Genomic DNA, 23,710 nt, shown 5'->3' with positions numbered 1-23,710 from the left:
CGGCTGTTGCCCGATGGCCCCGATGATCGAGCAGGAGTGGGCGTCCCGGCTGACCGGCCGTTCCTCGGCGGCTGACCGGACGTGCCAGCTCGGCCGTGACCGGGCGTCAGTGGCCCGGATCGGGTCCGGTTCCGCTCCGGTAGCCGCCGGGGCTGTGGCCGGTGGCCGCCCGGAAGGCCCGGTAGAAGCCCGACTCGCTGTCGAAGCCGCAGGCTGCCGCGATCGCGCCGACCGGGCGTGACCGGTCCTGCATCAGGAGCTGTTTCGCGCGCTCGATGCGCATCCGGCGCAGCCGCGTGGCGACCCCCTCGTGGCCGACGAGGCGATAGAGGGTGCTGCGCGAGACCCCGCATCCGGCGGCGATCGAGCCGGCGTTCAGTGCCGGGTCGTCGAGATGGCGTCGCAGGAACGAGTCGACGCGTTCGCGCAGTAACGCGTCGTGTGCGTCCGGTGTGGATCCGGTGCCGGGCAAGCAGGCGCCGGCGGCGAGCAGGCCGAGGGCGTGCGGCAGGAGCGTGGCGGCGGCCGAGGGTGAGTTCCGTGCCGTGTCGGTCAGCGAGACGAAGAACGTGGAGATCACCGCCCCCGGATCGCCCCGGCCGAGGCGTCGTGCGGTGAGCACCCGGGTGTCGGTCAGCGCCAGCTCGGGTTTGGGGACCATCACGACGAGCTGGCGGAACGGGTCGTCGAAGTGCAGGACATAGGGCCGGGTGCTGTCGTAGAACGCCATGTCACCGGGTCCGAGGAGGGCGGTCCGGCCGTCCTGCTCGACCCGGCCGCGCCCGGCGAGCTGGATGCTGGCCAGCAGGAACTCGCCCTCACCCGCCGCGACCAGCGACCGCGTGCGTCGCACGTGCTGGCTGCCGGCGGTGACGGTCGACAGCTCCAGGGGGCCGACCGGGAGGTGCTCGATGCGTCCCCGGAACCCGTGCTCGTCGATCGGCTCCGCGGCCAGGCGCACGAACGCCGCACAGATGACCTCACGCCAGTACGCGAAGGCCTCGTCGTCCGCGACCGTCGACGTGCTGAGCTCGGCGTAGGAGCGGTGATCGAGGACCGCGCGCATGCCACGAACCTCCTCGGCGAGGGGCAGCCCGGACGACGGCCAGCCTGCCAGCCCGGGGGTGCGCTGCCCAGCGTCGTCCCCTTCGGGCTGCCGGGACCTGCCGCGGCGTCCGCGGGTCGCAACGGCCGACCGACCCTCGCGCCCGGCGCTACGCTCCCGGGATGGACCCGACCGGGATCCTGCGTCAGACCCCGATCTTCCGTGACCTGTCGGTACAGGACATCGCGGAGCTGCTGCCCGATGTGCGCCGGCACACCTACGGTCGCGGCCGGTCGCTCTGGTTCGAGGGCGACCGCGCCGACGACCTGGTGATCGTGGCGGAGGGCCAGCTCAAGGCGCACCGCGTCAGCGTCGACGGCCGGGAGGTGATCATGGCGGTCTTCCCGGCCGTGAGCATGACCGGCGAGGTCGGGCTGTTCCACCCGAGGGGTACCCGGTGGCTCGGCCTGACCGCCATGACGGCCAGCACCTGCCTGCTGATCCGGAGGGCGCCGCTGCTGGCGTTCATGTCCCGGCACCCCGCGGCCATGCAGCGGATGCTGGAGCAGCTGAGCATCACCGCCGTGCGAGCGGCCTACCTGTTCAGTGACGTCGCGTTCGGCAGGATCGGCAAGAGGGTCGCCGGCCTGCTGCTCTCCCTGCTCGACGAGTACGGCGAGGTGACCCCCGACGGGGTGCGGCTCCGGTTCCGGTTGTCGCAGGGCGAGCTCGCCGCGCACGTGGCGGCCACCCGGGAGAACGTCAACCGCGCCCTGTCGACGCTGATCGGGGCCGGCGTCATCAGCCAGCGCGACGGCCACTTCTACATCCGTGACCGGACCGCACTCGAACGGGCGGCGCAGACCACCGACGCGGGCCTGTGACGTGCAGCACTGCCGGCCGGGGCGGCCGGGAGCACCGTCCTGGCATGACCCAGACATCAGCACCCCGGAGCACGGTCCGCGGCACGGACCTCGGACCGCTCCGCGCCGGCTTCGCCGGCGAGATCCTGACCCGCGCCGACGGCGAGCGGTACGACGAGGCCCGGGCCGTCTTCAACGCGATGTTCGACCGCCGCCCGGCGGTCATCGCCCGGGCCACCTGCGACGGTGACGTCGTCGCGGCGCTGCTGTTCGCCCAGTCCGAGCGGCTACCGGTCGCCGTCCGCGCGGGCGGCCACTCGGCGGCCGGCTACTCCGCGATCGACGACGGCCTGCTGCTCGACCTGCGGCCCATGAAGGAGATATCCGTCGACCCGGTGGCCCGGCGCGTGCGGGTGGGCCCGGGCGTGACGTGGGGCGAGCTCGACCGGGCCACCCAGGAGCACGGTCTGGCCACGACCGGCGGCCGGATGACCACCACCGGGGTCGCCGGCTTCGTGCTCGGCAGCGGCAGCGGCTGGCTCGAACGGATGCACGGGTTCGCCTGCGACAACCTGGTCTCCGCCCGGGTGGTCACCGCGGACGGCCGGATCGTGACGGCGAGCGAGAACGAGCACCCCGAGCTGTTCTGGGGCCTGCGCGGCGGCGGTGGGAACTTCGGCGTCGTGACCGAGTTCGAGCTGTGCCTGCACCCGGTCGGCCCCACCATCTACGGCGGCATGCTCATGTACCCGCGCGAGCACGCGGCCGACGTCTGCCGCCACTTCCGCGACGTCATGCAGGAGGCACCACGGGAGGTCGCCGGTGGGGCGATCCTCATGACGGCGCCGCCGGCACCGTTCGTGCCCCCCACCCTCCGTGGCCGACCGGCGGTCACCGTCATCACGGCCTACTTCGGGGACCTCGACCACGGCCCGGAGGCGCTGGCCGCGCTGCGGGGGCACGGCAGCCCGGTGGTCGACACCGTCGGGCCGATGCCCTACCTGGCGCTGCAGGCGCTCACCGATCCCGGCAACCCGCCGGGGCGGCGCAACTACTGGACCTCGGACCTGTTCACGGACCTGCCCGACGAGGCGATCGCCGCGGCCGTCGACCGGGCGAACGCGGCGACCTCCCCGGCCAGCGTCACGATCCTGGCGCCCTACGGCGGTGCCGTGGCCGACGTGGCCGAGGACGCCGTCCCGGTCGGCGGCCGGTCGGCGCGCTGGTTCTACCACTGCTACGGGATCTGGACCGGGGGCGACGACCGGGACCACGTCGGGTGGGTCAAGGACACCTCCGCGGCCCTGCGCCCGTGGACGGCCGCGGGGATGGCGCTCAACTTCTTCTCCCAGGTCGACGACGATCGGGTGCGCCGCACCTTCGGCGCGGACAAGTACCGGCGGCTGGTCGCGGTGAAGGACGAGTACGACCCGGGCAACGTATTCCGCATGAACCAGAACGTGCGCCCGTCCGGGCGGAGGGCGTGACCTGACCGGTCCGTCGGCGGGACGGCGGGAGCCGTCACGTCGACGGCCGGTGGGTGGGCTGGTGCTCCCGCGCCGGCGGTGCCGTCAGGGCGGCCGCCGCCTGCAGCGCGGCTGCCGCACCCGCCGTCACCTCGTGGATGATCTCGGCGGCGGGACGGACGTCGTGCACGAGCCCGACGGTCTGGCCGGCGAACGGCAGGTACTCGTCGCCGCGGCCGCGGGCGACGGCTCCGAGGAACTCGGCGCCGACCGCCGCCCCGTCCACGGTCCCGGGGCGGTCGGCGAGCGCGTCGACGAGCGGGGTGCGGAGCGCCCGCGGCCGGTGGGGCGGTGCGCCGGGCCTGGTGTAGGGCGGCATGATCAGATCGTCGTTGGCCACCTTGACCGCGTCGAGCGCGTCGGCCTCCACGATCCGGCGCTTCCAGTCGGCGTGCACCGCCATCTCGGTGGAGGCGAGGAAACGGGTCCCCATGCAGACTCCCGAGGCACCCATGGCCAGTGCGGCCGCCAGCCCGCGCCCGTCGGCGACCCCACCGGCCAGCACCACGGGAACGTCCCCGGCGAGGTCGAGCACCTGCGCGAGCAGCACCATGCCGGCGACCGAGCCGCTGTGCCCGCCGGCCTCACCGCCCTGCGCGACGATCACGTCCGCGCCGGCGCGCAGGGCCTCCTCCGCCTGGGCGCGGTGCATGACCTGCTGAACCCAGAGGATGCCGCGTTCGTGCGCGCGGGCGACGAGATCCGGGCAGACCAGCTGGTGGAAGCTGATCACGTCCGGCCGGAAGGCCAGCGTGGCGTCGAACGCCTCCTCGTCGAACGGCCGCACCGCATGGTTGACGGCGAAGGGCCGGTCGGTGAGGTCACGCAGCCGGGACCACCGCTCCCGGAGGACGGGCAGCGGCGCCGCGGCGGTGCCGAGGCTGCCCAGCCCACCGGCCGAGCACACGGCCGCGGCGAGCTCGACCTCGGGCCAGGGGCCGAACGGCGCGCAGAGGATCGGGACCTCGATGCGGAGCAGGTCGCAGAGCCTGGTGTGCAACATCTGGTTCTCCCTGGGTGGGTGGGTCCATCCTGTGCCGGTGACGATGCCCGCGGGGGACGCGGTCGGCGCCGTGGAGCCACCACGGGATTTCGCCGGTGCGACCACAGGAATCGGGGGCGCCCTGTGTGAGCGCCGGGCCGAGCTCGCCGCGCTCGCTGAGCTGGTCGAGGCCGCTGCGACCGCCGGTGCCGGTGGCACGGTCGTCGTCCAGGGCATGCCGGGTATCGGGAAGACCGTGCTGGCGGACCGGCTGGCCGCCCTGGCCGGGGCCGCCGGGATGGAGGTCCTGGTGGCTCGGGGCGGTGTCGCCGAGTCCGGGGCCGCGTTCGGCGTCGTGCGTCAGCTGCTGGCCCACCGGGTGGGTGCCGCGCCGGCGGCCGAACGGGAGGCGTTGCTGGGCGGCGCGGCCGGCTGGGGAACGGATGCGCTCGGCCTGACACCGGCCGATCCGGGGCGGGACGACGCCGCGCGCAGGCTGGGCCTGTACTGGTTGTGTGCCGGTCTGGCCGAGCGCGCCCCGCTGCTGCTCGTCGTCGACGACGCGCACTGGGCCGATCCGCCGTCGCTGGAGTTCCTCGCCTACCTCGCGCACCGCGTGTGCGACCTGCCCGTGGTCCTCGGTGTCACGGCGCGGGACGCGCCCGCCACCGACGCGCTGCGCCGGCTCGCCGGCGCGCCCCGGGCCCGCGTGCTGCGTCCGGCGCCCCTGTCCGAGGCCGCGGTCGCCGAGCTGATGCGCCGCCGCGGCCCAGCCGAGCCGGCACCGGGTGAGGTGGCCGACTGGTACCGCCTGACCGGCGGGAACCCCCTGCTGGTCACCGAGCTCCTCGCCGGTGGGCGGCCCGCGGCCCGGCTCGAAGGCTGGGTTGCGACCCAGCTCGCCGCACTGGGTCAGCACGCGCGGGTGCTCGCCGAGGCCTGCTCGGTGCTCGACGACGGTGCATCGCTGGCCCTCGCCGCCGAGCTCGCCGGGCTGTCCGGGGACGACGCGCTCGGCGCCGCGGGAGAGCTGCTCACGGCGGCGCTGCTCGCCGAGGCCGCCCCGGCGCGGTTCCGGCACCCGCTGGTACGGGAGGCCGTCGCGGCGACCGTGCCTCCGGCCCGGGCCATGCAGTTGCACCGCGCCGCCGCCCGCTGCCTCGCCCGGGACGGGGCTGAGCCCGGTGTGGTGGCCCACCACCTGCTGGCGGTGCCGCCACTGGGCGACCCCGCCGTACCCGCCCTGCTGCTCGACGCCGCGCGTGACGCCGCGGCGCACGGCGACGTCGCGGCGGTCCGGGCCCGTGTGGCCCGCGCACTCGCCGAGCCGCCCACCCCAGGACAGCGGGCCGAGCTGCTGATCCTGGACGGGCGGGCCGCGGTGGCGCAGGGCGCGCTCACCGATGCAGCGGCCGCGCTGCGCGAGGCGCTGACGCTGGCCACCGACCTGGCCACGCGCCGCACCGCGCTGCGGGACCTGGTGGGGGCCCTGCTCACCGGCGACCGGCTCGCCGAGACCGCGACCGAGATCGACGGCGAGCTGGCGGCCCTCGCCGCTGCGGATCCGGAGCAGGCCCTGGCCGTGGAGGCGGAGATCCTCTCGGCCTCCCGGCATTCGATCGCCGTCGGCGTGTGGCGGGCCGACCGGCTCCGGCGCTTCTCCGGGCGGCTCACGGGGGCCACCGCCGGTGAGCGGCTGCTGCTGGCCAACCTCGGTACCCAGGTCGCGCTGGACGGGGGGAGCGCCGAGGCCGCGGCCGACCTGGCCGCGCGCGCCGCCGCCGGAGGTGCCCTGGTCGGTGAGCAGACCGCGGACGCGCTGGCCGTCTACCAGGTGGTGTGGGTGCTGCTGCAGGCCGAGCGCTGGGCGGCCGCCGCCCGGCTGCTCGACGTGGCCCACGAGGACGCGGCGAGGCGTGGCTCCGCGGTCGGGTTCGTACTGGCCTCGCTGTTCCGCTCCTATCTGGACCTGATGTGCGGTGATCTGCGGGCGGCGGAGGAACACGCCGGCTCGGCGCTCGCGGCGGCCACCACGCTCCCCGACCCGATGTTCCACGTGCCGGCCGTCGTCGCCGGCGTACTGGACGTGCACCGTGAGCGGGGTGGGCTCGCCGACGCCGAGCGGCTCGCCCGGGGGTATCCGCCCGCGGCCGCGCTGCCGGACTCCACGCCGTACCGGCTCCTGCTGTACGGCCGCGGGCTGCTCCGGCTGGCCGCCGGGCGGCCGGTGGACGCGCTCGCCGACCTCGCCGAGTTCGACCGGCGCGAGGAGTCCTGTCACGTCCTGGCCACGCCGGGCACTCCCCGGCACGTCGCGCTCGCGCATGCCCACGCCGCCGTCGGCGACCGGGCCGAGGCCCTCCGTTGCGCCCGCGCGGCGACCGCCGCCGCGGACGCCTGGGGTACCGGTGGCGCGCGGGCGCGGGCGCTGCACGCCGTCGCCGCCGCCCAGCCGCCGGGTGACGCCGTCGGCACGTTGCGGGAAGCCCTCGCCGTGGGGCCCCTGGTGTCGGACGCCGGCTGGATCCGCCACGACCTGGGTGTCGCGTCGGCGCGCCTCGGCCGGCGTTCGGAGGCGGGGGTGGAACTGCGCGCGGCGCTGGACGTGGCGCATCGCACCGGTGCCGGCCGGCTGGAGGAGCAGGCCAGGACACGCCTCGTCGAGCTCGGGTACCGGCCGCGGCGCGCCGCCCTGACCGGCGCGGACGCGCTCACCGGCGCGGAGCGGCGGGTCGCCGGGCTCGCGGCGGCGGGGCACGGCAACCGGGAGATCGCGCAGGCGCTGTTCGTCACCCGGCGCACCGTCGAGACCCACCTGACGTCCGCCTACCGCAAGCTCGGCGTCCGCTCCCGCAGCGGGCTGGCTGCGGCGCTGCCCGAGGACCGCGGGGCCTAGGGAGTGTCGCGGCGACGGGAACCCGCCGCTGTCGATTCCGCCGCCGGCTGCGCGTCGGTAGACATGAGAGCCCATCCTCCGCGGGCTCGACGAGGAGAGGACGGACCGATGTCGAAGTACGTGATCCTCATCTACGAGGACGAGCAGGCGTGGGCGGCCACCAGCGAGGACGAGGCCGGCCGGATCCTGGACCGGCACGCCGCGTTCGGCGAGCGCCACCGCGCGTCGCTGGTCGGCGGGCACGCCCTGCACCCGACGGGGACCGCCACGTCGATCCGCCGCGACCAGTCGGGCGGACACGCCGTGACCGACGGTGCGTTCGCCGAGACCAAGGAGGCCCTGGGCGGCTTCTACGTGGTCGAGGCGCCCGACCTGGACGCCGCGGTCGCGATCGCGCGAGACGTGCCGGCCCCGTTCGGCGGGGTCGAGGTCCGCCCCGTGCGGACCTTCGACTGACGTGGACCCGTCGGTACCCGCCGCGGTCGCCGACGCGCACCGGCGCGGCTGGGCCTTCGTGCTCGCCGCGACGGTGCGCGTCACCCGTGACCTCGACCTGGCCGAGGAGTGCGTGCAGGACGCCTACGCCCGGGCGCTGACCGCCTGGGCCGCCGACGGCGTTCCGGACAACCCGGACGCCTGGCTGACCACCACGGCCCGCCGCCGTGCGCTGGACCTGCACCGGCGCCGCGCCACCGCGCACCGTGCGCAGCCGCTGCTGGTCGACGACGAGGCCGTCCCCGGACCGGAACGGGCCACCGAGGCCCCGGAGATCGCCGACGACCGGCTGCGGCTGGTGTTCACCTGCTGCCACCCCGCACTCGCCCGGGACGCGCAGGTCGCGCTCACGCTCCGGCTGCTGTGCGGGCTGTCCACCGCGGAGGTGGCACGCGCGTTCCTGGTCCCGGTGCCGACGATGGCCGCGCGGATCACCCGGGCCAAGAAGAAGATCGCCGCCGCGCGGATCCCGTACCGGGTGCCGCCGCGCGCGGAGCTGCCGGCCCGGGTGGACGCGGTCCTCACCGTGGTGCACCTGCTGTTCACCACCGGGCACGCCGCACCGGCCGGCGACGACCTGGTCCGCCGCGACCTCGTCGAGCGGGCCGTCGACCTGGCCCGGATGCTGCGGGCGCTGCTGCCGGACGACGCGGACGTCGCCGGCCTGCTCGCGCTCGTGCTGCTCACCGACGCCCGCCGCGAGGCCCGCGTGGACCCGGACGGCCGGCTGGTGCTGCTCGCCGACCAGGACCGCTCCCGCTGGGACCGGCGCGCGATCGGCGAGGGCGCCGGGCTGGTCCGCGAGGCGCTGCGCCGGCGCCCACCCGGGCGGTTCGCGCTGATGGCCGCGATCGCCGCGGTGCACGACGAGGCCGGCAGCTTCGTCGAGACCGACTGGCGCGAGATCGTCGCCCTCTACGACCTGCTCGTCGCGATCTGGCCGTCGCCGGTGGTGGCGCTCAACCGGGCCGTCGCCGTCGGGTTCGCCGACGGCCCGGCGGCCGGGCTCACCGCCCTGGACGCCCTCGGCGACGAGCCGCAGCTCGCCGGCTACGGCTACCTCCCCGCGGCCCGGGCCGACCTGCTCGCCCGGCTCGGCCGCACCGCCGAGGCCGGGCCGGCCTACCAGGAGGCGTTGCTGCTCACCGAGAACGCCGTCGAGCGCGAGTACCTCGCCGCCCGGCTCGCGCAGCTCCCGCGGTGAGCCACCGGCCGTCGACAGGCGGCTCACCAGGGCGCCGGCTACTCCCGCCGGGTGCGGTCAGCCGTTGTCCGTCAACGGGTAGTACCGCACCCAGTCGACGTGCATCGCCGAGGGCCGCACCGAACCGCCTTTCGGGAACCAGTCGAGCTGGATCGTGAGGTGCATCGGTCCGGGAGGCAGAACGCTCGTGTCGGTCGTGCGGAACCACTCCTGGCCGTCGACGTAGGCGACGATGTGGTCGGGGGTCCACTCGACCGCCCAGTTGTGCCACTCGGTGGCGTCGATCCCGACCTTGCCGTGGAGCTGGGAGTTGTCGGCCCCGTAGTGCAGGAACATGTTGGTCTCCTGCCGCGCCGGGTCGGTCATCTCCATGAAGTCGACCTCTCCGCCGACCGGGAAGTTCTCGGCGTCCGGCCACAACAGCAGCAGCGCGTTGTACGACGGGTCGCTCGCAGGGGCGAGGACGCGCCCCTCCCAGCGGCCGTACTTGGCGCCCTCACCCCAGGCCATCCCGCCGGTCGTGCCGGAGCTGTCACCGGTGATCGTCAGCACGCCGTCGCGGGCCGACACCGCGTCGGGGCTGCGCCGGCCGTTGCCGGCGTGACCGGGACCGTCATAGAGGTTCCACCGGTCCAGGTCCCCGTCGAAGTCGTCGCTACGAGCCGGTGCCCCCCAGCCGTGCTTCTCGGCGGCCGTGACACCGGGGGTCGAGGTGACGGTGACCGCCGGAGCCGAGGTCGTGGAGCCCCGCGAGTGCTTCGTCGCCGGGCCGGTCGACCTGCCGGTCGACCCCGTGCGGTCGTGGCCGGTCCTCGTCGTGGCCCCCGGCGACGCTGCCGGCCGCTCGTGCCGCGCGTGGTCGTCGCCTCGGCGCCCGCCGGGGCCGTGCTTTCCGGCGGCCTCCGGCGGGGACGTGGCGTCGGCCGACGGCACGGCGTCCGTGGGGGACGTGGCGTCCGCCGACGCGCAGCTTCCGGCAGGTACGACCATCGCTGCCGTCGTGGGCATTCCGGCACCGGTCGTGACACAGCACGTCGCGGCGGCCACCGTGACGACTGCCAATCTGATCATCATCGATCTCTCCCCGTCGTGGCCCCGCGACCGGGGCGTCGACCGTTGACGGTGCTCGCCCGGCGTCCGCGACGGCAGACCGAGCGAGGGGGTCGTTCATCCCCCTGAGCTGGGGGTTGCCTGATCGGGCGCCGGGTCGGCGGGGCCGGAGCCGTGGCACGGACGCGCGAGGGCACGTTCCGCGGAACGCGGAACGTGCCCTCGAGGGTTGATGGTGGTGTCAGGTCAGCGGACGGTCACCGGACCGATCCGGCCGCCCTTGTCGGAGGTGACGTAGATGGTGCCCGGGTGGCGCGGAGGCTCGCCGTTGCGCAACCGGACCGACCACGTGCCGGCTGCCGCCCCTGCCGCCGGCGGGTTCACCGTGATGGTCCCGGTGTTGATGGCCGGCCCGGTGAACGAGCCGGTGTGCAGGGTGAGCACCGCTCCGGGGACCGTGCCGGTGCCGTCGACCCGGAAGTCGTCCGACCGCCACCGGGCGCCGGTCACGGTCAGCCGGTCCACCGCCGGTACGGCGGGTGTCACCGAGACCGGCGCCGAGACGCTCGTCCCCTGGGCGTTGGTGGCCGCGACGGTGACGGAGTAGGTGACCCCGTTGGTCAGGCCGGAGACCAGCTGCGTCGTCGCCGCGGCACCCGCGTTCGCGGTCACCGGCGCCCCGCCCTCGGGCCCCGCCGGTGTGGCGGTGACCTGGTAGCCGGTCACGGGTGCCGCACCGGGCGGCAGCGTCGGGGCGGTCCAGCCCACGGTCGCGGACCGGTCGCCGCCGATGGCGGTCACGGCGGTCGGTGCGCCGGGCCCGGTCACGGTCGCGAAGGTGTAGGTCTCGGTCCGGGCGAGCGAGGCGTTGCCGGCCGGGTCGAAGGCGACGTAGCGCAGCACCACCGGGGTCGGCGACGGCGCGATCTCGACCGGTGCCGTGTACGCGATGCTCTTCAGGCTCGCCTGGTCGGACCCTTCGAGAGGGTCGGTCCCGTCGAGCGTGTAGTAGATCTGGCTGCCCGGCTCGTCGGCGGTCAGTGTCACGGTCTGGGCGTCGGTGAACGTCCCGCCGGCGGGCGCGGCGGAGGCGGCCGGTGCGGTGGTGTCCCCCGGTTCACCGCCGCCGGGGGCGGTGGTGCCGTTCAGCGCGGGCGGCCAGGACTCGCCGGCCTGGGTGATCGCCCGCACTTCGACGCGCTTGCCGGCCAGCGTGGTCGGCAGCGACATCGTGGTCGCGGCCGGGTCGCTGGTGCGCTTGCCGATCTCGTTCCGCACACCACCGGTCGCGGTGATGTCCACGGCCCGGACGGTGTAGCCCTGGATCGCCGCGGTGCCCGGGTTCTGGGCCGCCGGCGTCCAGGTGACGTCGACGGCGTCGCCGTTCTGCACCGCGGTGACGGCGGTCGGCGACAGCGGGCCCTGCCCGGCGGCCGGGGCCGGGCAGCCACCCATGCCGGGGCCCCCGGCTTCGCCGAACTCGGAGATGGTGAGGCCCTGCCGGTTGCCGTCGCCGTCGGTGTTCTGCCAGGCCATCGCCCGCAGCTGTCCCTTCGACGCGGTGAGGGCCGTCTCCGGGGTGGGGAACTCGTAGACGGCGGTGAAGCCCTGCCCGTTCACGGTCAGGCCGGAGCTGTAGGTCCCCTGGTCCGACGGGGTCAGCGGGCCCGGGAGCGCGCGCACGTCGCGTCGCCCGACCGCGGGGTCGTCCTTCAGATCGGGTTGGACGATCCGCTGCTCGATGTTCGCCGGGTCCACGCCGGTCCCCATGCGCCCGTTCACGGTGAGCCGGCTGCCTTCGAGGACCGAGTCCGTGACCGCGATGTCCTGGGTGGTGGTGTCCCCGGCGGCCGTACCGCCGAACTTGACGACCGCGGTGTCACCGGGCCGGATGTCCGGGGTCACCTGCACGCCGCCGCCGGCGCCCCAGCAGAGCCCGCCGGGGTGGTTGACCTCGATGGTCGGGTTCCCGGCCGCGATCTCGTCGGCGGTCGCGGCGGTGCCGGTGGCCGATCCGATCACGCCCTGGCCGGGGCGGGTGACCTCGATGGTGATCGGTTGGCCCGCGTGGTCGGCATAACCCTCGACGGAGATGAAGTCCCGGTCCGGGAAGATCGTGATGTTGTCCGGAGCGGTCGGGACGGCCGCGAGCGCGCTCGGTGCCATCACCAGTCCCGTGGACAGCAGGACGACGCCGAATGCGCCGACCACCGCCGTCCGCCGCGTCCTCGGTGCGGTTGCCGGCCGCACGCGTTGCGTCGTCATGTCCTACGTCCCCCGTCGTGTCGGTGCCCGTTCGGCGGGCGGTCATTGCCGGGGGCAGCGTCATCCGGGCGGCCGGGCGGTCACCAGCCGTGGTTGGTGGAGGCCGACCCCCCACAACCGGGGGTGCCGGCCGTCCGACCCCCAGATTGGGGGCCGCGGACCCTCCCCCTTGGGCTCCTACGCGTGTCCGGACCGCCGAGACGCTGGCCGCAGTCTCGGGAAGGGGGATCATGACGACGCGTCGCACCCGGCGGTTCCACGCGGGCCACACGTTCGTCCTCGCCGGCGGCGCGGCCCTCGGTGCGCTGGTGCTCGTGTCCGGCACCGTGCGCCCGGTCCCGGCCGGCGAGTACCGGCAGGCATGGGAGCCGGCGGTGCACGCAGGCACCGGACGGGTCGTGCCCGCGGTCTCCGGCGCTGCGGTGCACGCGCCGGGCGTCGGCCCGGTCGTTCCGGCCGCCCCGGGCTCGCCCGCCGGTTCGGTGACCCTCGCCGGCGCGGTCGGGCAGGGCGGTCCGGTCGGCCCCGTACCCACCACCGACGCCGCACCGGACGTCCGCGTGGCGGCGAGCGCGATCGCCTTCGCGCTGCAGCAGCTCGGCCTTCCCTACGTGTGGGGCGGCAACGGTCCGGCCGCGGGCCACGCCGGATTCGACTGCTCCGGGCTCACGACCGCGGCCTACGCCGCGGCCGGTGTCGGGATGCCGCGCACCGCGCACACCCAGTTCCACTCCGGGCCGCACGTGCCGACAAACGCCGTGCTGCTGCCCGGGGACCTCGTGTTCTACGGCACGGTGGAGCGCGTTCACCACGTCGGGCTGTACCTCGGCGAGGGACGCATGGTGAACGCGCCGACCTTCGGCGAACCGGTGCAGGTCGCGCACGTCCGGTACCCGGGTGACAGCTATCTGGGCGCGACCCGGCCCGCCGCCGTGCCGGGCTCCGTGCGGGTCGGGCTGCTGCCCGGTGTCGTGTCATCCCCCGGAACCCCGGTCCGCCCCGCGCCGGTGCCCGAGCGGTTCGACGCGCCACGCGCAGACCTCCCGACAGTCGACCCGCTCACGACGCTGCGTGCCGTGCCGGCACCCGTCGTGCGACCGGGAGCGGCCGGACCGTCCCGCCGGCCCGCACCGCCTATCCCCGTCGCGCCGGCCACCCCGCCGCCTCCCGGGCCCGTCCCGGCGGACCCGAGCACCGCTCGGCCGCCGGCTCGCACCACGGCCCCGGCCGTGAGACCGGCGCCCGGAGCCCCACCGTCGCCGGTCTCACCACCGGCCAGCGTCCTGCCCACCCCAGGGTTCGCGACGCCGCGACCGGCCCCGACCCCGGCCGCGATGCCGGGGGGCGAGCTTCCGAGCGACCCACCAGGGACGAGGCCTCCGGCCGGCGGGCCCGCCACGAAGCCCCGGCCGACACCTCCGCCGACCTCGGCGCCGTCGGGGGGTGGCAGTCGCGTCGCGCCGTCCCCGGCAACGGTGCCGCCGACGACAACTGCGCAGCCGCCAACCAGCGCGTCGCCGAGGGAGACCACGCCGGCGAGAGCGACCGCGCCGCCGACGCCGACCGCGCCACCTACGCCGGCCGCGTCACCGAGGACGACCGGAGCGGCCCCGACCGTTCCGCCGACGGCGACGGGACCGGCGCCGGCGGTCGACGTGCAGCCGACGGCCGAACCGGCGCCGGGATCGGCGGTCGCCGGGACGGCCACGCCGACGTGCCTCCCTCCCGGGCACCGCACTGAACCGGTCCCCGTGCCCGCGACCGCCCCGCGGCCCTGCCCGTGAGGCCACACCGATGCCCCGGGACGGGACACGCCGGCAGCCCCGGCCCCGCACGGGCCGGCGCGAACGCGTGCCGCGCCCCGGGAGCGTGCCGACGCCACCCGGGCGAGCGCGCGCCGGCCGTGGACGGGCGGGGCGCCGCCGGTCACGGCGTGCTGTGGCGGTGCCCCACACCCGTGTCTGCTGTCGCGCCGCTCGGACCCGCACCCGCAACGACGTCGATCCGGAAGGTGATCCGCAGTGCCCGTCTCCCGACGCCGAGGGCGGTGGCGGCGCGTCCCGCACGTCCTGCGCCCCAGACCGGCTCCACTCCACCGGATGCCGGTCGACGACCGATGGTTGTCGGCCGGCACGGCATCGCCCGGAGACGCGTGGCCCTCCGCGCGCTGGTGCAGCCGCGCACTCACGCTGTTCGTGGCCGCCTGGCTCGCGACGACGGTGGTACCGGCACCGACGCTGCAGTCCGCTCCGGGGACCGTCCAGCCACCGCCGGACACCAACCCGTACGGCGCGACCGGCGAGCTGCCCACCGACGACCCGGCCGCGCCCGGTCCCGTCCCGCTCGCACCCGGTAACCCGGGCGCCGATGCGACCGGTATCCCGGCCACGGTCCTCGCTGCCTACCGCGGGGCCGAATCGCAGATGGCGGCCGTCTCGCCGGGGTGCCGGTTCCCCTGGTACCTGGCGGCCGGCATCGGGAAGGTCGAGTCCGAGCACGCACGTGGCGGCGACGTCGACGCGGCCGGCAACACGCTGTCACCGATCCTGGGACCGCAGCTGACGGGCTCCGGCGGCACGGCGTCGATCGTCGACACCGACGGAGGCACGCTCGACGGCGACCCGGTGTGGGATCGCGCGATCGGGCCGACCCAGTTCATCCCGTCGACCTGGGAGATCTACCGCGCCGACGGCAACGACGACGGCCGCTCGGACCCGCACAACGTCTTCGACGCCGCCGCGGCCACCGGCCTCTACATGTGTGCGGGCGGGCTGGACATGGTCGATCCCGCCCAGCTGCACGACGCCGTGTTCCGGTACAACCACTCCGAGACCTATGTGGAGGCCGTACTCGGCTGGGCCCGGGCCTACGCCGCCGGAACGAGCGTGCTGCCCGACCGGTCCGGCGCTCCGTCGCGGCGCACGATCCTCACCTCACCGCTCGCCGCGCTCGCCGCAGCCACCCCGACCGGCGCCGCGGACCGCCCGCTCGGGCCGGCGGCACCCGCACTGCCCGCCGGCCCGATGACGTCTCCGGCGACGCCCGGCAGGTCGTCATCGGCGGCGACGGCGCCGGGACCGGAGGCACCGGCCCCCGCCCGCCCGCAGGCTCCTGGGCCCACGAGGCAGAAGCCCCGATCCCCGATCACGACGACGCCCGCATCGGCCCCGCCCACCACACCGGCTCCGCCTCCCGCTCCGGTCCGGCCCACCGCCCCGGTGTCGACGATCCCCGAGCCGACCCCGGGGCCGGCCGCGCCGGGTGCGGCCGGCCCGGATCCGGCCGGCCCGGATCCTGCTGGTCCGATTCCGGCTGGCCCGACCCCGGCCCACCCGATTCCGACCGACCCGACCCCGACCACCCCCGAGCCGAACGTCCCCGAATCGACCACCTCGAAGCCGGCTGATCCGGAGCCGACGCCCACAGCGCCGGGCCCGACCGGTCCCGCGCCGGTGTCGCCTGCCCCGGCCCTGCCCCGCGACCTGTGCACGAAGGGATTCCCGCCGGACGCGGTCGCCGCGGTGCTGGAGCCGGGCGCGAAGCTGCGCACCACCGCCTCGTCGACGAGAACCCGCACGACGTGCACGGTCGCCGACACCGACGGCGTGGTCGTCCTGACCGTGACGGTTTCCTCCCACGCGAGCCCCGCGGAGGCACGCCGCGTCGCGGCGGACCTGCCGGGCCTCGTCGAGGTCCACGGCTCGGTGGTGGTGGCGCTCGAGGCAGCCACGGGCGACCCGACGCCCCTCGCCGGCCGGGTCGGGCGCCTGCTGTGATCCGCACCTCTGGTGCGGCGCGGGCCCCCGGCGCTCCGAGACCGCGGGATCACACGGTCGGGCCGGCCGGCTCCGGGAGTGCCTCGGGGTGGGCGGGCTCGGCCGGCTCGGGCTCCGCGGGCCGGAACCTCGGGTCGACGGCCCCGGCGAGGGTGAGGAGCTCACCCATCCCGAAGTGCGGGATCACCGGGGTGAAACCCGAGCCGTTCAGGTATGACGTGCGGTCGGCCGCGAGCAGGCCCAGGATCACCTCGGCGACGATCCCCCCGCCGACCGGTCCGAGCGTGTGGCCACCACCCAGTTCGGCCTCCTTGAGGATGTAGAACCACAGCGGCGCCTTACCGCCCCAGCCCGGATCGGTGAGACCGAGCCGGGCGTTCGTCAGCGGCGCGACACCCATGGCTCGTGCGACGTCCTGGCCGGCGGGCAGGCCGAGCCGCTTGCCCCGCAGCAGGTTCCGCTCGGCCAGTGCCGTGATCGCCCCGACGGCGGGGGTCACCACGGTGGACGGGAGCGTGGACAGCGGCAGGGAGAGTTTCGTGTCGATCAGCCGCGCCATGTTGCGGTCGTCGGGCCGTGAGAGGCCGGGGATGTCGAAGAAGTAGTTCCAGTCGACGGCCAGCGACGGCGGGATCGGGCGGGAACCGCGCAGGTCCTCGTGGCCGTCCGGGGCGAAGATCGGCACCGTGCGCGCGTCGTGGACCTCGTACTCGGCGCGGATCATGCTGTGGCCGAACCGGTAGGCCGCCCCCGAGTACTCGACGGGCATGTACGGCCGCTTGGGGTTCCGCGGGCGGTAGTGGCGTCCGAGGAACCGGGCCGGGCCGCGCGCGGGCCGGCTGAGCAGCCGGTCGACGAGATCGCGCCCGACCATCCTGGGCAGGAAGTCGTTGACGATCACCCACTGATAGTGCCAGCGGGTGAGCTCCTGGGCCTGCGCGAACGACCGGCCGTCGTCGACGAAACGGTTGTGCAGCCGCATGAACGCGGTGTGCAGCTGGGCGATGATCAGGTTCTCGTCGTTGCGCGGGTCGCCGAGGAAGGCCGCGCCGACCTCGTCGCGGGGCAGGTCGACCACGCCGTCCCGCTGGACGAGCAGGAGCTTCCCCGGAGCGGCCGGGTCGTACAGCTCGGGGTTCGCGATCGGTCCGTTCCCGTACATGCTGCCGAGGTCGAACCGCGGGGTGTCGTAGTTGACCAGGGCGCGGGGATCGGAGCGCGCCACCTCGATCGGTGTCGTATCGCGGGTCATGTCGTGGTCGATGAACTGCCCCAGGTAGATGTAGCCGGCGGGCATCGCCAGGTTGTTGAACCCGTCCTGGCTGTCCTTCACGTCGCTGACCGGTGGGGTCGGGTCGACCATCTGCCGGGCCAGGCCGAGCAGCAGCGCGTCCGGGGGCAGGAAGGCCGGGAGCTGCTTGAACATCAGCCCGAAGCGGGCCTCCTTGTCCCGCCCCACCCGGACGGCGATGTCACTGCCCCGCGGGTCGCCCTGGGCGTGACCGCCGCGGACTCCCCGGCGCGCCCGCCGCGGACGGCCGGGAAGCGGTGCGCGCCGGGTACCCGGTGTCGCGCCCGCCGCGGTCCCGCCCAACCCGGTGAGCGCCGCCAGCGCGGCCAGCCCGGCGCCGGCCAGCACCCGTCGCCGTGACACGGCCGGCGTGCCGGCCGCGTTGAAGGGGCAGCCCCCACCGGTCCGGTCCGCGTCGTGCTGCATGCCGTCGTCCCCGTCGTGTCCCCGGGCGCGGGTTCGTGGCCGGTCCGGATGGTCGCCACCGGACGGTCGTCCGGGCGTCGGCCCGAGCCTGCCCGTTCGTACCGCCGGCCAGCAGACCGACATGGGTCGGAACCCACCCCCGAAAACCGGGGGTCAGCGGCGGCGCCGGGCGAGCGTCGTCGTGGCCGCCAGCGTGACGACCGCCGCGAGTGCGAAGAACATCCATGCCGGCACGGCGGCGGCGTCGGCGGCGGCCGTCCGGGCCGGCCCGGTGGCCGGTGTCGCGGTGGGCTCATGCGCGGTCGTGGGGCTCGGCGGGACCGTCGCTGCTGCGGAATCCGGTGCGGGCAGCGGGAACGGCGTCGTCGAGGGCGCTTCCTGCGGGGCGACGTCCAGGATGAACGTGGTACTGCCGGTGACCGGGTGGCCGTCCCCGGACACCACGCGATATCCGACCGTGTAGGTCCCGGCCTCCGCGAGTCGCCGGAGCGGGACGGTCACGGTGTCGCCCGCCGTGCTCGCGGCCCCGGCCTCCCAGCGGCGCCCGCCGGGCCCGGTGACCGCGACCGTGCTCGTACCCGGGCGCACGGCCCCGGAGAACGTCAGGCGGATCTCCGTGGGCGCGGCGGTCACCGACGAACCGTCGGGCGGATCGCTGGCGACGAGATCCTCGTGGGCCTGCGCGGGACCGGCGCCGAGCAGGCCGGCCAGCAGGGCCGCGACGAGCGCGGTCGTGACGGCCAGCGCTCGCAGGCATGGACGTGAGCGAAGGGATGTGGACATCGGAGGTCCTCTCGGGACGCGGCAGACGGCAAGGGGCGGACGGTCACCCGCCGGAGTGACCGAGGACGACGGCGATCCCGAACGCGACCCCCATGAGGGCGAGTTCGGCCGTGGCCCAGGCGGCGAACCGCTCGGGACGGCCCTGGAGTGCCCGGCGCACCAGCCGCCTGCGCATGTGGGCCCCGATCACGGCGACGGCGGCCGTCACCCCGATCTTGGCCAGGATCAGCCCGCCGTAGGTCGTGGACAGCAGTGCGGACGGTGATGCGGTGCCGAGTCCCAGGGCGCCGGCGACGACGCCGCTGACCGCGACTCCGGCCAGGCAGAGCCCGGCCAACCGGGAGAACCGGGGCAACGCCACGGCCAGCAGCCCGTGTCGCCGCGCGGCGAACGCGACCAGAGCGGCGAGGCCGCCGACCCACGCCGTCGCGGCCAGCACGTGGATCTCGGTGGCCAGGAGCATCACCGCGTGGGCACTTGACGACACCGTGGACGACGCGTGGCCGAACGCCGGGCCCGGAAGCACCCCGACGAGCGCCAGCCCGAGCTGCGGTTCCGGCGGAAGGGCACGGCCACGGCGGAGTCCGTACGCGGCGAGCGACGCGCAGCCCAGCGCCGCACCCGCGGTGACCAGCAGCCCTTGCCCGGTGCCGGACCGCTGGACGAGATCGGCCACCGCGCCGGCGGTGAGCGGCACGGTGGGGTCGAGCTCGGCGGCCTGCAACCCCGTCGAAGCGACAGCCGACACCGACCACGCCACCGCGGCGACCAGCGCACCCGTCCGGGTCCGTCGCGCGATCGCCGCACCCTCCGGTACGGTCGTGCTGCCGGATTCCCGGACCAGCACGGGCAGCAGCGACAGGCCGACGGTGATCACCGCGGCGACGCCGGCCAGCGCCCGCAGGACCGGGAGACCGAACGTGACCACGGACGCGACCGGGGCGATCCCGGGTACCGGGGGGTCCGCGGTGCCGGCGGTGGCGGCCACCGCGCCGACCACCCCGGCCCCGGCGAGGACGGCGGCGACCAGGCCGACACCGTGCCACGTCCGTCCGCGGTGCGGGGCGATCGCGGTGCACGGGCGCGCGGTCACGGCGCACCGGGCCGCGGGAAGACCCGGAACGTGACACGGCCGACGACCCGGTCGGCCGGCAGCGGTCCGAACGTGCGGGAGTCGACCGAGTCGCCCCGGTCGTCACCCAGCAGGTACACGGCTCCGGCGGGCACCGTCACCGGGGCGAAGTACACCCCGGGGACCCGCCCTCCCTCGGCGTAGGGCTCGGCCGGCCGGATGCCGTTGACCACCAGGAACCCGTCGTCGAACTCGACGGTGTCGCCACCGATCGCGACGACGCGTTTGACCATGAGGCTGTCGAGGTCCTCGACGTCGGGCAGCACAACGAGCTGACCGCGCTCGACCGGCACGGAGCGCCGGTCGAGCAGCACGTGATCGCCTGGCCGGAGGGTCGGGGCCATGCTCGCCGTGGGCACCCGCACCACCTCGAACGGCAGGAGGTGGACGCCGAGCACGCCCAGGATCACCACGACCGTGACGACCCCCGGGGCGCGGACACGCAACCGGGCCGCGGTCCCGGCGGCCGCCCTCAGCCGAGCAGCCCGGTCGCCCACAGCGTCCACACCCCCGCCCCGGCCGCGAGTACCCCGTTCAGCGCCCGGGCCCGCCACCGCGGCCCCAGCGGCGCCGCCAGGGTGACGATCATGGCGAGCTCGGCGACGACCACGGTGAACCCGAGCAGGTCACCGTCCTCGGGGCGGTCGGCGTGCGCCCCGATCGGCAGCGTCACCGTGCGACTGACCAGGTACAGGACCACCAGGCCCACGGTGGCCGCGATCCCGGCCGTGGCGACGCGCTCACCGACGCCGCGGCGGGCCGCCAGGCCGAACCAGATCTGCACCCCGCCGACGGCGAGGAAGAACACCCCGACCAGCGGACCGTGGTGCGCGTGGAGGGCACCGGCCACGAGATGCAGTGCCCCGGCCAGGACCGTGGCGGCAGCGCCGGCCCGTGCGGTCCGGATCACCGCCCCCGGTGCGGCGGCACCGGTCACCGGGACGTTCACAGCGCTGCCGTCGAGCTGGTGTAGGGCAGTGCCGGAGCGGTCGTGATCGGGTCGTGCCCGGCGCCGGGGGGACCGACCCGGAACTGGGTCATCATGTCGTGGTCCTCGTGCGGGAGGTTGTGGCAGTGGACCATGTAGCGGCCGACCTGGTGCTCGAACCGCATGATGATCCGCACGGTCTCGTTCTCACCGACGTAGACGGTGTCCTTCGGCCCGCGTTCCTCCGGCCGGGGCGGCCTCCCGTTCCGGTCGAGGATCTTGAAGTCGACGAGGTGCACGTGCACGGGGTGGAACCAGCCCCCGGACGCATTGACGATCTCCCAGATCTCCACGTCGCCCGGGCCGGGGTCGGCGACCACCGCCTCGTACCGTGACCTCACGACGCTCTCCCAGGTCATGTCGTTGATCACCCACTCGCCGCCGGTGCGGGACACCACGAGGCGCCGGGTCCGCTTCGACATGGCGGGGGTGAGGTCCATCGCGACCGCCCCGGGGTTCAGGACCGGGGGGACGGTGTTGTTCGAGGTGTCGGTGGCCTCGGAGGCGACGTCGAACGCCATGATGTTGCGGGTGGTGTCGTAGTCGCGCGAGTTCGGCACACCGAGGTTCTGCAGGACCACCCGCTGCCCGACCCGGTACTTCGCGAAGTCGATGACGATCTCGTAGCGTTCGGCCATGCCGTGCCGCAGCTCCGAGACCTGCTGCGGGGCGGTCATCAGGCCGCCGTCGCAGCCGATCACCGTGATCGGGTCGCCGGTACTCAGCCGGTAGCGGAACCCGCGCGCCACCGATCCGTTGAGCACCCGGAACCGGTACTTGCGCCGCTCCACCTTCATCACCGGCCACGGCCGCCCGTTGACGAGGATGACGTCCCCCCACAGTCCGGAGTGGCCGTTGTCGTCCCAGAGGAACGACCCGTCCCGGGCGAAGATCTTGTCCTGCAGCACCAGCGGCACGTCGTAGCGACCGGTCGGCAACGGCAGCGCCTGCTCGACGGGGTCGGTCAACAGGTAGAGCCCGGCCAGTCCCATGTACACGTTCTCGCCGGTGTGGTGGAGGCCGTGGTCGTGGTACCAGAGCGTGCGCGCCGGCTGGGTGTTCGGGTAGCGGTAGTCCTTGTACTGGCCCGGGCGCGTGATGTCGCTGGCGTAACCGTCGAACTCGGGCAACGACGCCGACCCGTGCAGGTGCGTCGAGGTCCACGGCTCGTACCGCAGCTTCGGGTGCCGTCCGGGCAGCGCGTTGATCTGGCGAACCACGGTCTCGCGGCCCTGCGCGACCTTGATCGTCGGGCCGGGGGCGATGCCGTTGTAGCCGAAGATCGGGCTCCGGACGCCGGGCAGGATCTCGGCGACCCCCGGCTTCTGCACGATCTCGTAGTAGTCGGTGGTGCCCGTGCTGCGCACCGGTGCCAGCACCGGAGGCGTCGCGAACGGCACCGTGAACGGCCTGGGCAGCTTGCTCGGGGCGATCTCCGAGACGGTCTTGGCGCTGACGGTCCGCTCGAACGGCAACGTCAACGCCGCCGCCCCCAGCAGCGACACCTTGAGCAGGTCCCGCCGCGACAGTCCCTTCCCGAACCCGGCCGCATCGCCCATGACATTTCCCCCACGCCGGTTACCGCGTACGACACGCGACGACTGGGTGTGACTGTGCGGGTGACAGGGTGGTCGACCTCAGCCCCAGCTGAGGCCCGTGGCGCACCCTGTTTGAGGGGTCGGTGGCACTCCGTGGTGCGGTCAGGCGGGCGTCCGGTCCGGCACGTCCGGGCCACCGGCGGTCCGCACCGCGTCGATCACCGCGACGGGATCGGCGTTCTTCGACACCTCGGCGACCGCGCCGGCGCGGCGCGCCGCAGCGAGCTGCTTCCGGTCCACGGACGCGGTGAGCACGACGACCCGGACCTGCGGTGCGTGTGCCCTGAGCAGCTCGGTGGCCTCGACGCCGCCCATGCGTGGCATCGACAGGTCCATCAGCACCACGTCGGGCTGCGCGGCCCGTACGGCGTCGAGCACCTCGTCACCGTCCGCGCACCTGCCGACGACCTGCACATCGGGTTCGGCGTCGAGCAGCTCGCCGACCGTCTCGCGGATGAGGCGGTTGTCGTCGACAACCAGAACCCGGATCATGCGGCACAGTGTCGCGGCGGCGCCGCCGCAGCGGTACCCCGTTGGGGGCGGTGTGCACCCCCGATATCCGGGTGTGTCGGAACATTCACCACAGGAGTGTCGAGGTGTCGATGGAACAGCCGCCGAACACCGAGCCGGCCACGGTTCTGATCGTGGACGACCACCAGGTGTTCTCCGGCCTGCTGGCGATGGCGCTCGATGCCCAGCCCGACTTCACCTGTGTCGGCACCGCCTCGAACACCCGCACGGCGGTCAGCCTGGCGGCCGAGCACCGGCCCGACCGGGTCGTGATGGACATCCAGCTGGCCGCGGAGAACGGGCTGGAGACCACCCGCCGGGTGCACCAGGTCAGCCCCGACTCGGTCGTGGTGGTCGTGTCCGCCCATCGTGACCCGACCTGGGTCACCAAGGCGGCGCAGGTCGGGGCCAGCGCCTTCGCGCCCAAGGACGGCTCGTTGCCGGAGCTGCTCGGCGTGCTGCGCGACGCCCGGGCGGGCGCGATGCTCGTGGCACCGTCGGTGTTCACCGCCGGACCGGTGTCGATGCCGGCCGGAGGGGAGAAGATCCCGCAGCTGACCGAGCGCGAGCGCGAGATCCTCGCCCACCTGGGGCTGGGCATGAACCCCACCGCGATCGCCAAGGTCCTGCACCTGAGCGTGCACACCGTGCGGGGCTACGTGAAGTCGCTGCACGCGAAGCTCGGGGTCCGCTCCCAGCTCGAGGCCGTGGTCAAGGCCCAGCGTCTGGGCATCATCGACGACACCTCTCCGCCGACGTACCCGGACGACGACGGTCGGTAGCCCATCGCCTGAACGGACGTACCGCCCCCCGGCGAGTGGCCTGCGGTCGTTTGCCACATGGCCTACGGTAAGTGGTCCGTCGAGCCGAGTGGCGCCCT

18 protein-coding genes and 1 pseudogene are annotated in these 23,710 nt (G+C 74.9%); 8 read left to right on the top strand and 11 right to left on the bottom strand.

What is annotated here, in order from left to right:
• Positions 1-106: 106 nt before the first annotated feature.
• A complete protein-coding gene (locus tag H7X46_RS25015; RefSeq protein WP_186361687.1) occupies positions 107-1,066 on the bottom strand; it encodes a helix-turn-helix domain-containing protein in 960 nt (319 codons plus the stop codon).
• Positions 1,067-1,227: 161 nt separating this feature from the next.
• Between H7X46_RS25015 and H7X46_RS25010 the strand changes: the two genes are divergently transcribed.
• Both H7X46_RS25010 and H7X46_RS25005 read left to right on the top strand, forming a co-directional pair.
• Complete coding sequence (locus tag H7X46_RS25010; RefSeq protein WP_186361686.1) at positions 1,228-1,929, top strand: Crp/Fnr family transcriptional regulator; 702 nt, start codon at positions 1,228-1,230, stop codon at positions 1,927-1,929.
• 44 nt (positions 1,930-1,973) lie between these two features.
• Positions 1,974-3,395, top strand: coding sequence for an FAD-binding oxidoreductase (locus H7X46_RS25005; protein ID WP_186361685.1), 1,422 nt, complete (start codon positions 1,974-1,976; stop codon positions 3,393-3,395).
• 34 nt (positions 3,396-3,429) lie between these two features.
• On the opposite strand, the gene H7X46_RS25000 is transcribed toward H7X46_RS25005, so the two are convergent.
• The gene (locus tag H7X46_RS25000) at positions 3,430-4,437 is read right to left on the bottom strand and encodes a nitronate monooxygenase family protein (RefSeq protein ID WP_186361684.1); all 1,008 of its coding nucleotides are present in this window, start codon (positions 4,435-4,437) and stop codon (positions 3,430-3,432) included.
• 43 nt (positions 4,438-4,480) lie between these two features.
• Between H7X46_RS25000 and H7X46_RS24995 the strand changes: the two genes are divergently transcribed.
• From H7X46_RS24995 to H7X46_RS24985, 3 genes are all read left to right on the top strand, one after another.
• Positions 4,481-7,312: a LuxR family transcriptional regulator gene (locus H7X46_RS24995; RefSeq protein ID WP_255426857.1), complete on the top strand. Its 2,832-nt coding sequence runs from the start codon at positions 4,481-4,483 to the stop codon at positions 7,310-7,312.
• Positions 7,313-7,420: 108 nt separating this feature from the next.
• Complete coding sequence (locus H7X46_RS24990) at positions 7,421-7,768, top strand: YciI family protein (RefSeq protein WP_186361682.1); 348 nt, start codon at positions 7,421-7,423, stop codon at positions 7,766-7,768.
• Between the two features lies 1 nt (position 7,769).
• Positions 7,770-9,011: a sigma-70 family RNA polymerase sigma factor gene (locus H7X46_RS24985; RefSeq protein WP_186361681.1), complete on the top strand. Its 1,242-nt coding sequence runs from the start codon at positions 7,770-7,772 to the stop codon at positions 9,009-9,011.
• A 57-nt stretch (positions 9,012-9,068) separates the two neighbouring features.
• On the opposite strand, the gene H7X46_RS24980 is transcribed toward H7X46_RS24985, so the two are convergent.
• Both H7X46_RS24980 and H7X46_RS30960 read right to left on the bottom strand, forming a co-directional pair.
• A complete protein-coding gene (locus H7X46_RS24980; protein ID WP_186361680.1) occupies positions 9,069-10,001 on the bottom strand; it encodes a glycoside hydrolase family 16 protein in 933 nt (310 codons plus the stop codon).
• Positions 10,002-10,307: 306 nt separating this feature from the next.
• Positions 10,308-12,272, bottom strand: a complete 1,965-nt coding sequence (locus H7X46_RS30960) for a fibronectin type III domain-containing protein (protein WP_186361679.1) — start codon at positions 12,270-12,272, stop codon at positions 10,308-10,310.
• 614 nt (positions 12,273-12,886) lie between these two features.
• Here H7X46_RS30960 and H7X46_RS30160 point away from each other — a divergent pair.
• Together H7X46_RS30160 and H7X46_RS30155 are read left to right on the top strand one after the other, a co-directional pair.
• Positions 12,887-13,255, top strand: a pseudogene (locus H7X46_RS30160) (C40 family peptidase); the annotation flags it as partial.
• A 1,266-nt stretch (positions 13,256-14,521) separates the two neighbouring features.
• The gene (locus H7X46_RS30155) at positions 14,522-16,102 is read left to right on the top strand and encodes a lytic transglycosylase domain-containing protein (RefSeq protein ID WP_370588949.1); all 1,581 of its coding nucleotides are present in this window, start codon (positions 14,522-14,524) and stop codon (positions 16,100-16,102) included.
• A gap of 49 nt (positions 16,103-16,151) precedes the next feature.
• Here the strand turns inward: H7X46_RS30155 and H7X46_RS24960 are convergent, their stop codons facing one another.
• The 7 genes from H7X46_RS24960 to H7X46_RS24930 form a co-directional block, all read right to left on the bottom strand.
• The gene (locus H7X46_RS24960; RefSeq protein WP_186361678.1) at positions 16,152-17,819 is read right to left on the bottom strand and encodes a heme peroxidase family protein; all 1,668 of its coding nucleotides are present in this window, start codon (positions 17,817-17,819) and stop codon (positions 16,152-16,154) included.
• A 153-nt stretch (positions 17,820-17,972) separates the two neighbouring features.
• Positions 17,973-18,602, bottom strand: a complete 630-nt coding sequence (locus H7X46_RS24955) for a copper resistance CopC family protein (RefSeq protein WP_186361677.1) — start codon at positions 18,600-18,602, stop codon at positions 17,973-17,975.
• Positions 18,603-18,645: 43 nt separating this feature from the next.
• Positions 18,646-19,695: a CopD family protein gene (locus H7X46_RS30955; protein WP_186361676.1), complete on the bottom strand. Its 1,050-nt coding sequence runs from the start codon at positions 19,693-19,695 to the stop codon at positions 18,646-18,648.
• Positions 19,692-20,240 carry a signal peptidase I gene (lepB, locus tag H7X46_RS24945; protein WP_186361675.1) on the bottom strand — a complete coding sequence of 183 codons (549 nt, stop codon included), beginning with the start codon at positions 20,238-20,240 and terminating at the stop codon, positions 19,692-19,694. Before lepB ends, H7X46_RS30955 begins: the two co-directional genes overlap by 4 nt.
• A complete protein-coding gene (locus H7X46_RS24940; RefSeq protein WP_186361674.1) occupies positions 20,207-20,683 on the bottom strand; it encodes a hypothetical protein in 477 nt (158 codons plus the stop codon). Before H7X46_RS24940 ends, lepB begins: the two co-directional genes overlap by 34 nt.
• Positions 20,680-22,281: a multicopper oxidase family protein gene (locus tag H7X46_RS24935; RefSeq protein WP_186361673.1), complete on the bottom strand. Its 1,602-nt coding sequence runs from the start codon at positions 22,279-22,281 to the stop codon at positions 20,680-20,682. The genes H7X46_RS24940 and H7X46_RS24935 overlap by 4 nt, the downstream gene beginning before the upstream one ends.
• A 141-nt stretch (positions 22,282-22,422) precedes the next feature.
• Positions 22,423-22,812 carry a response regulator transcription factor gene (locus H7X46_RS24930; protein ID WP_186361672.1) on the bottom strand — a complete coding sequence of 130 codons (390 nt, stop codon included), beginning with the start codon at positions 22,810-22,812 and terminating at the stop codon, positions 22,423-22,425.
• 110 nt (positions 22,813-22,922) lie between these two features.
• Here H7X46_RS24930 and H7X46_RS24925 point away from each other — a divergent pair, with 110 nt between their 5' ends.
• Positions 22,923-23,612 carry a response regulator transcription factor gene (locus tag H7X46_RS24925; protein ID WP_255426852.1) on the top strand — a complete coding sequence of 230 codons (690 nt, stop codon included), beginning with the start codon at positions 22,923-22,925 and terminating at the stop codon, positions 23,610-23,612.
• The last annotated feature ends 98 nt before the right edge of the window (positions 23,613-23,710 follow it).

This window comes from Pseudonocardia sp. C8, from assembly GCF_014267175.1.
GTDB lineage: Bacteria > Actinomycetota > Actinomycetes > Mycobacteriales > Pseudonocardiaceae > Pseudonocardia.
This window is presented reverse-complemented; position numbering and strand designations above follow the sequence as displayed.

Bases quoted from the DNA above. Each gene is read 5' to 3' on its own strand.
- H7X46_RS24935 (WP_186361673.1), bottom strand. From the start codon at position 22,281: ATGGGCGATGCGGCCGGGTTCGGGAAGGGACTGTCGCGGCGGGACCTG.
- H7X46_RS25000 (WP_186361684.1), bottom strand. From the start codon at position 4,437: ATGTTGCACACCAGGCTCTGCGACCTGCTCCGCATCGAGGTCCCGATC.
- H7X46_RS24960 (WP_186361678.1), bottom strand. From the start codon at position 17,819: ATGCAGCACGACGCGGACCGGACCGGTGGGGGCTGCCCCTTCAACGCG.
- H7X46_RS24955 (WP_186361677.1), bottom strand. From the start codon at position 18,602: ATGTCCACATCCCTTCGCTCACGTCCATGCCTGCGAGCGCTGGCCGTC.
- H7X46_RS25010 (WP_186361686.1), top strand. From the start codon at position 1,228: ATGGACCCGACCGGGATCCTGCGTCAGACCCCGATCTTCCGTGACCTG.
- H7X46_RS24930 (WP_186361672.1), bottom strand. From the start codon at position 22,812: ATGATCCGGGTTCTGGTTGTCGACGACAACCGCCTCATCCGCGAGACG.
- H7X46_RS25005 (WP_186361685.1), top strand. From the start codon at position 1,974: ATGACCCAGACATCAGCACCCCGGAGCACGGTCCGCGGCACGGACCTC.
- H7X46_RS24995 (WP_255426857.1), top strand. From the start codon at position 4,481: ATGCCCGCGGGGGACGCGGTCGGCGCCGTGGAGCCACCACGGGATTTC.
- H7X46_RS24980 (WP_186361680.1), bottom strand. From the start codon at position 10,001: ATGGTCGTACCTGCCGGAAGCTGCGCGTCGGCGGACGCCACGTCCCCC.
- H7X46_RS24990 (WP_186361682.1), top strand. From the start codon at position 7,421: ATGTCGAAGTACGTGATCCTCATCTACGAGGACGAGCAGGCGTGGGCG.
- H7X46_RS25015 (WP_186361687.1), bottom strand. From the start codon at position 1,066: ATGCGCGCGGTCCTCGATCACCGCTCCTACGCCGAGCTCAGCACGTCG.
- H7X46_RS24925 (WP_255426852.1), top strand. From the start codon at position 22,923: ATGGAACAGCCGCCGAACACCGAGCCGGCCACGGTTCTGATCGTGGAC.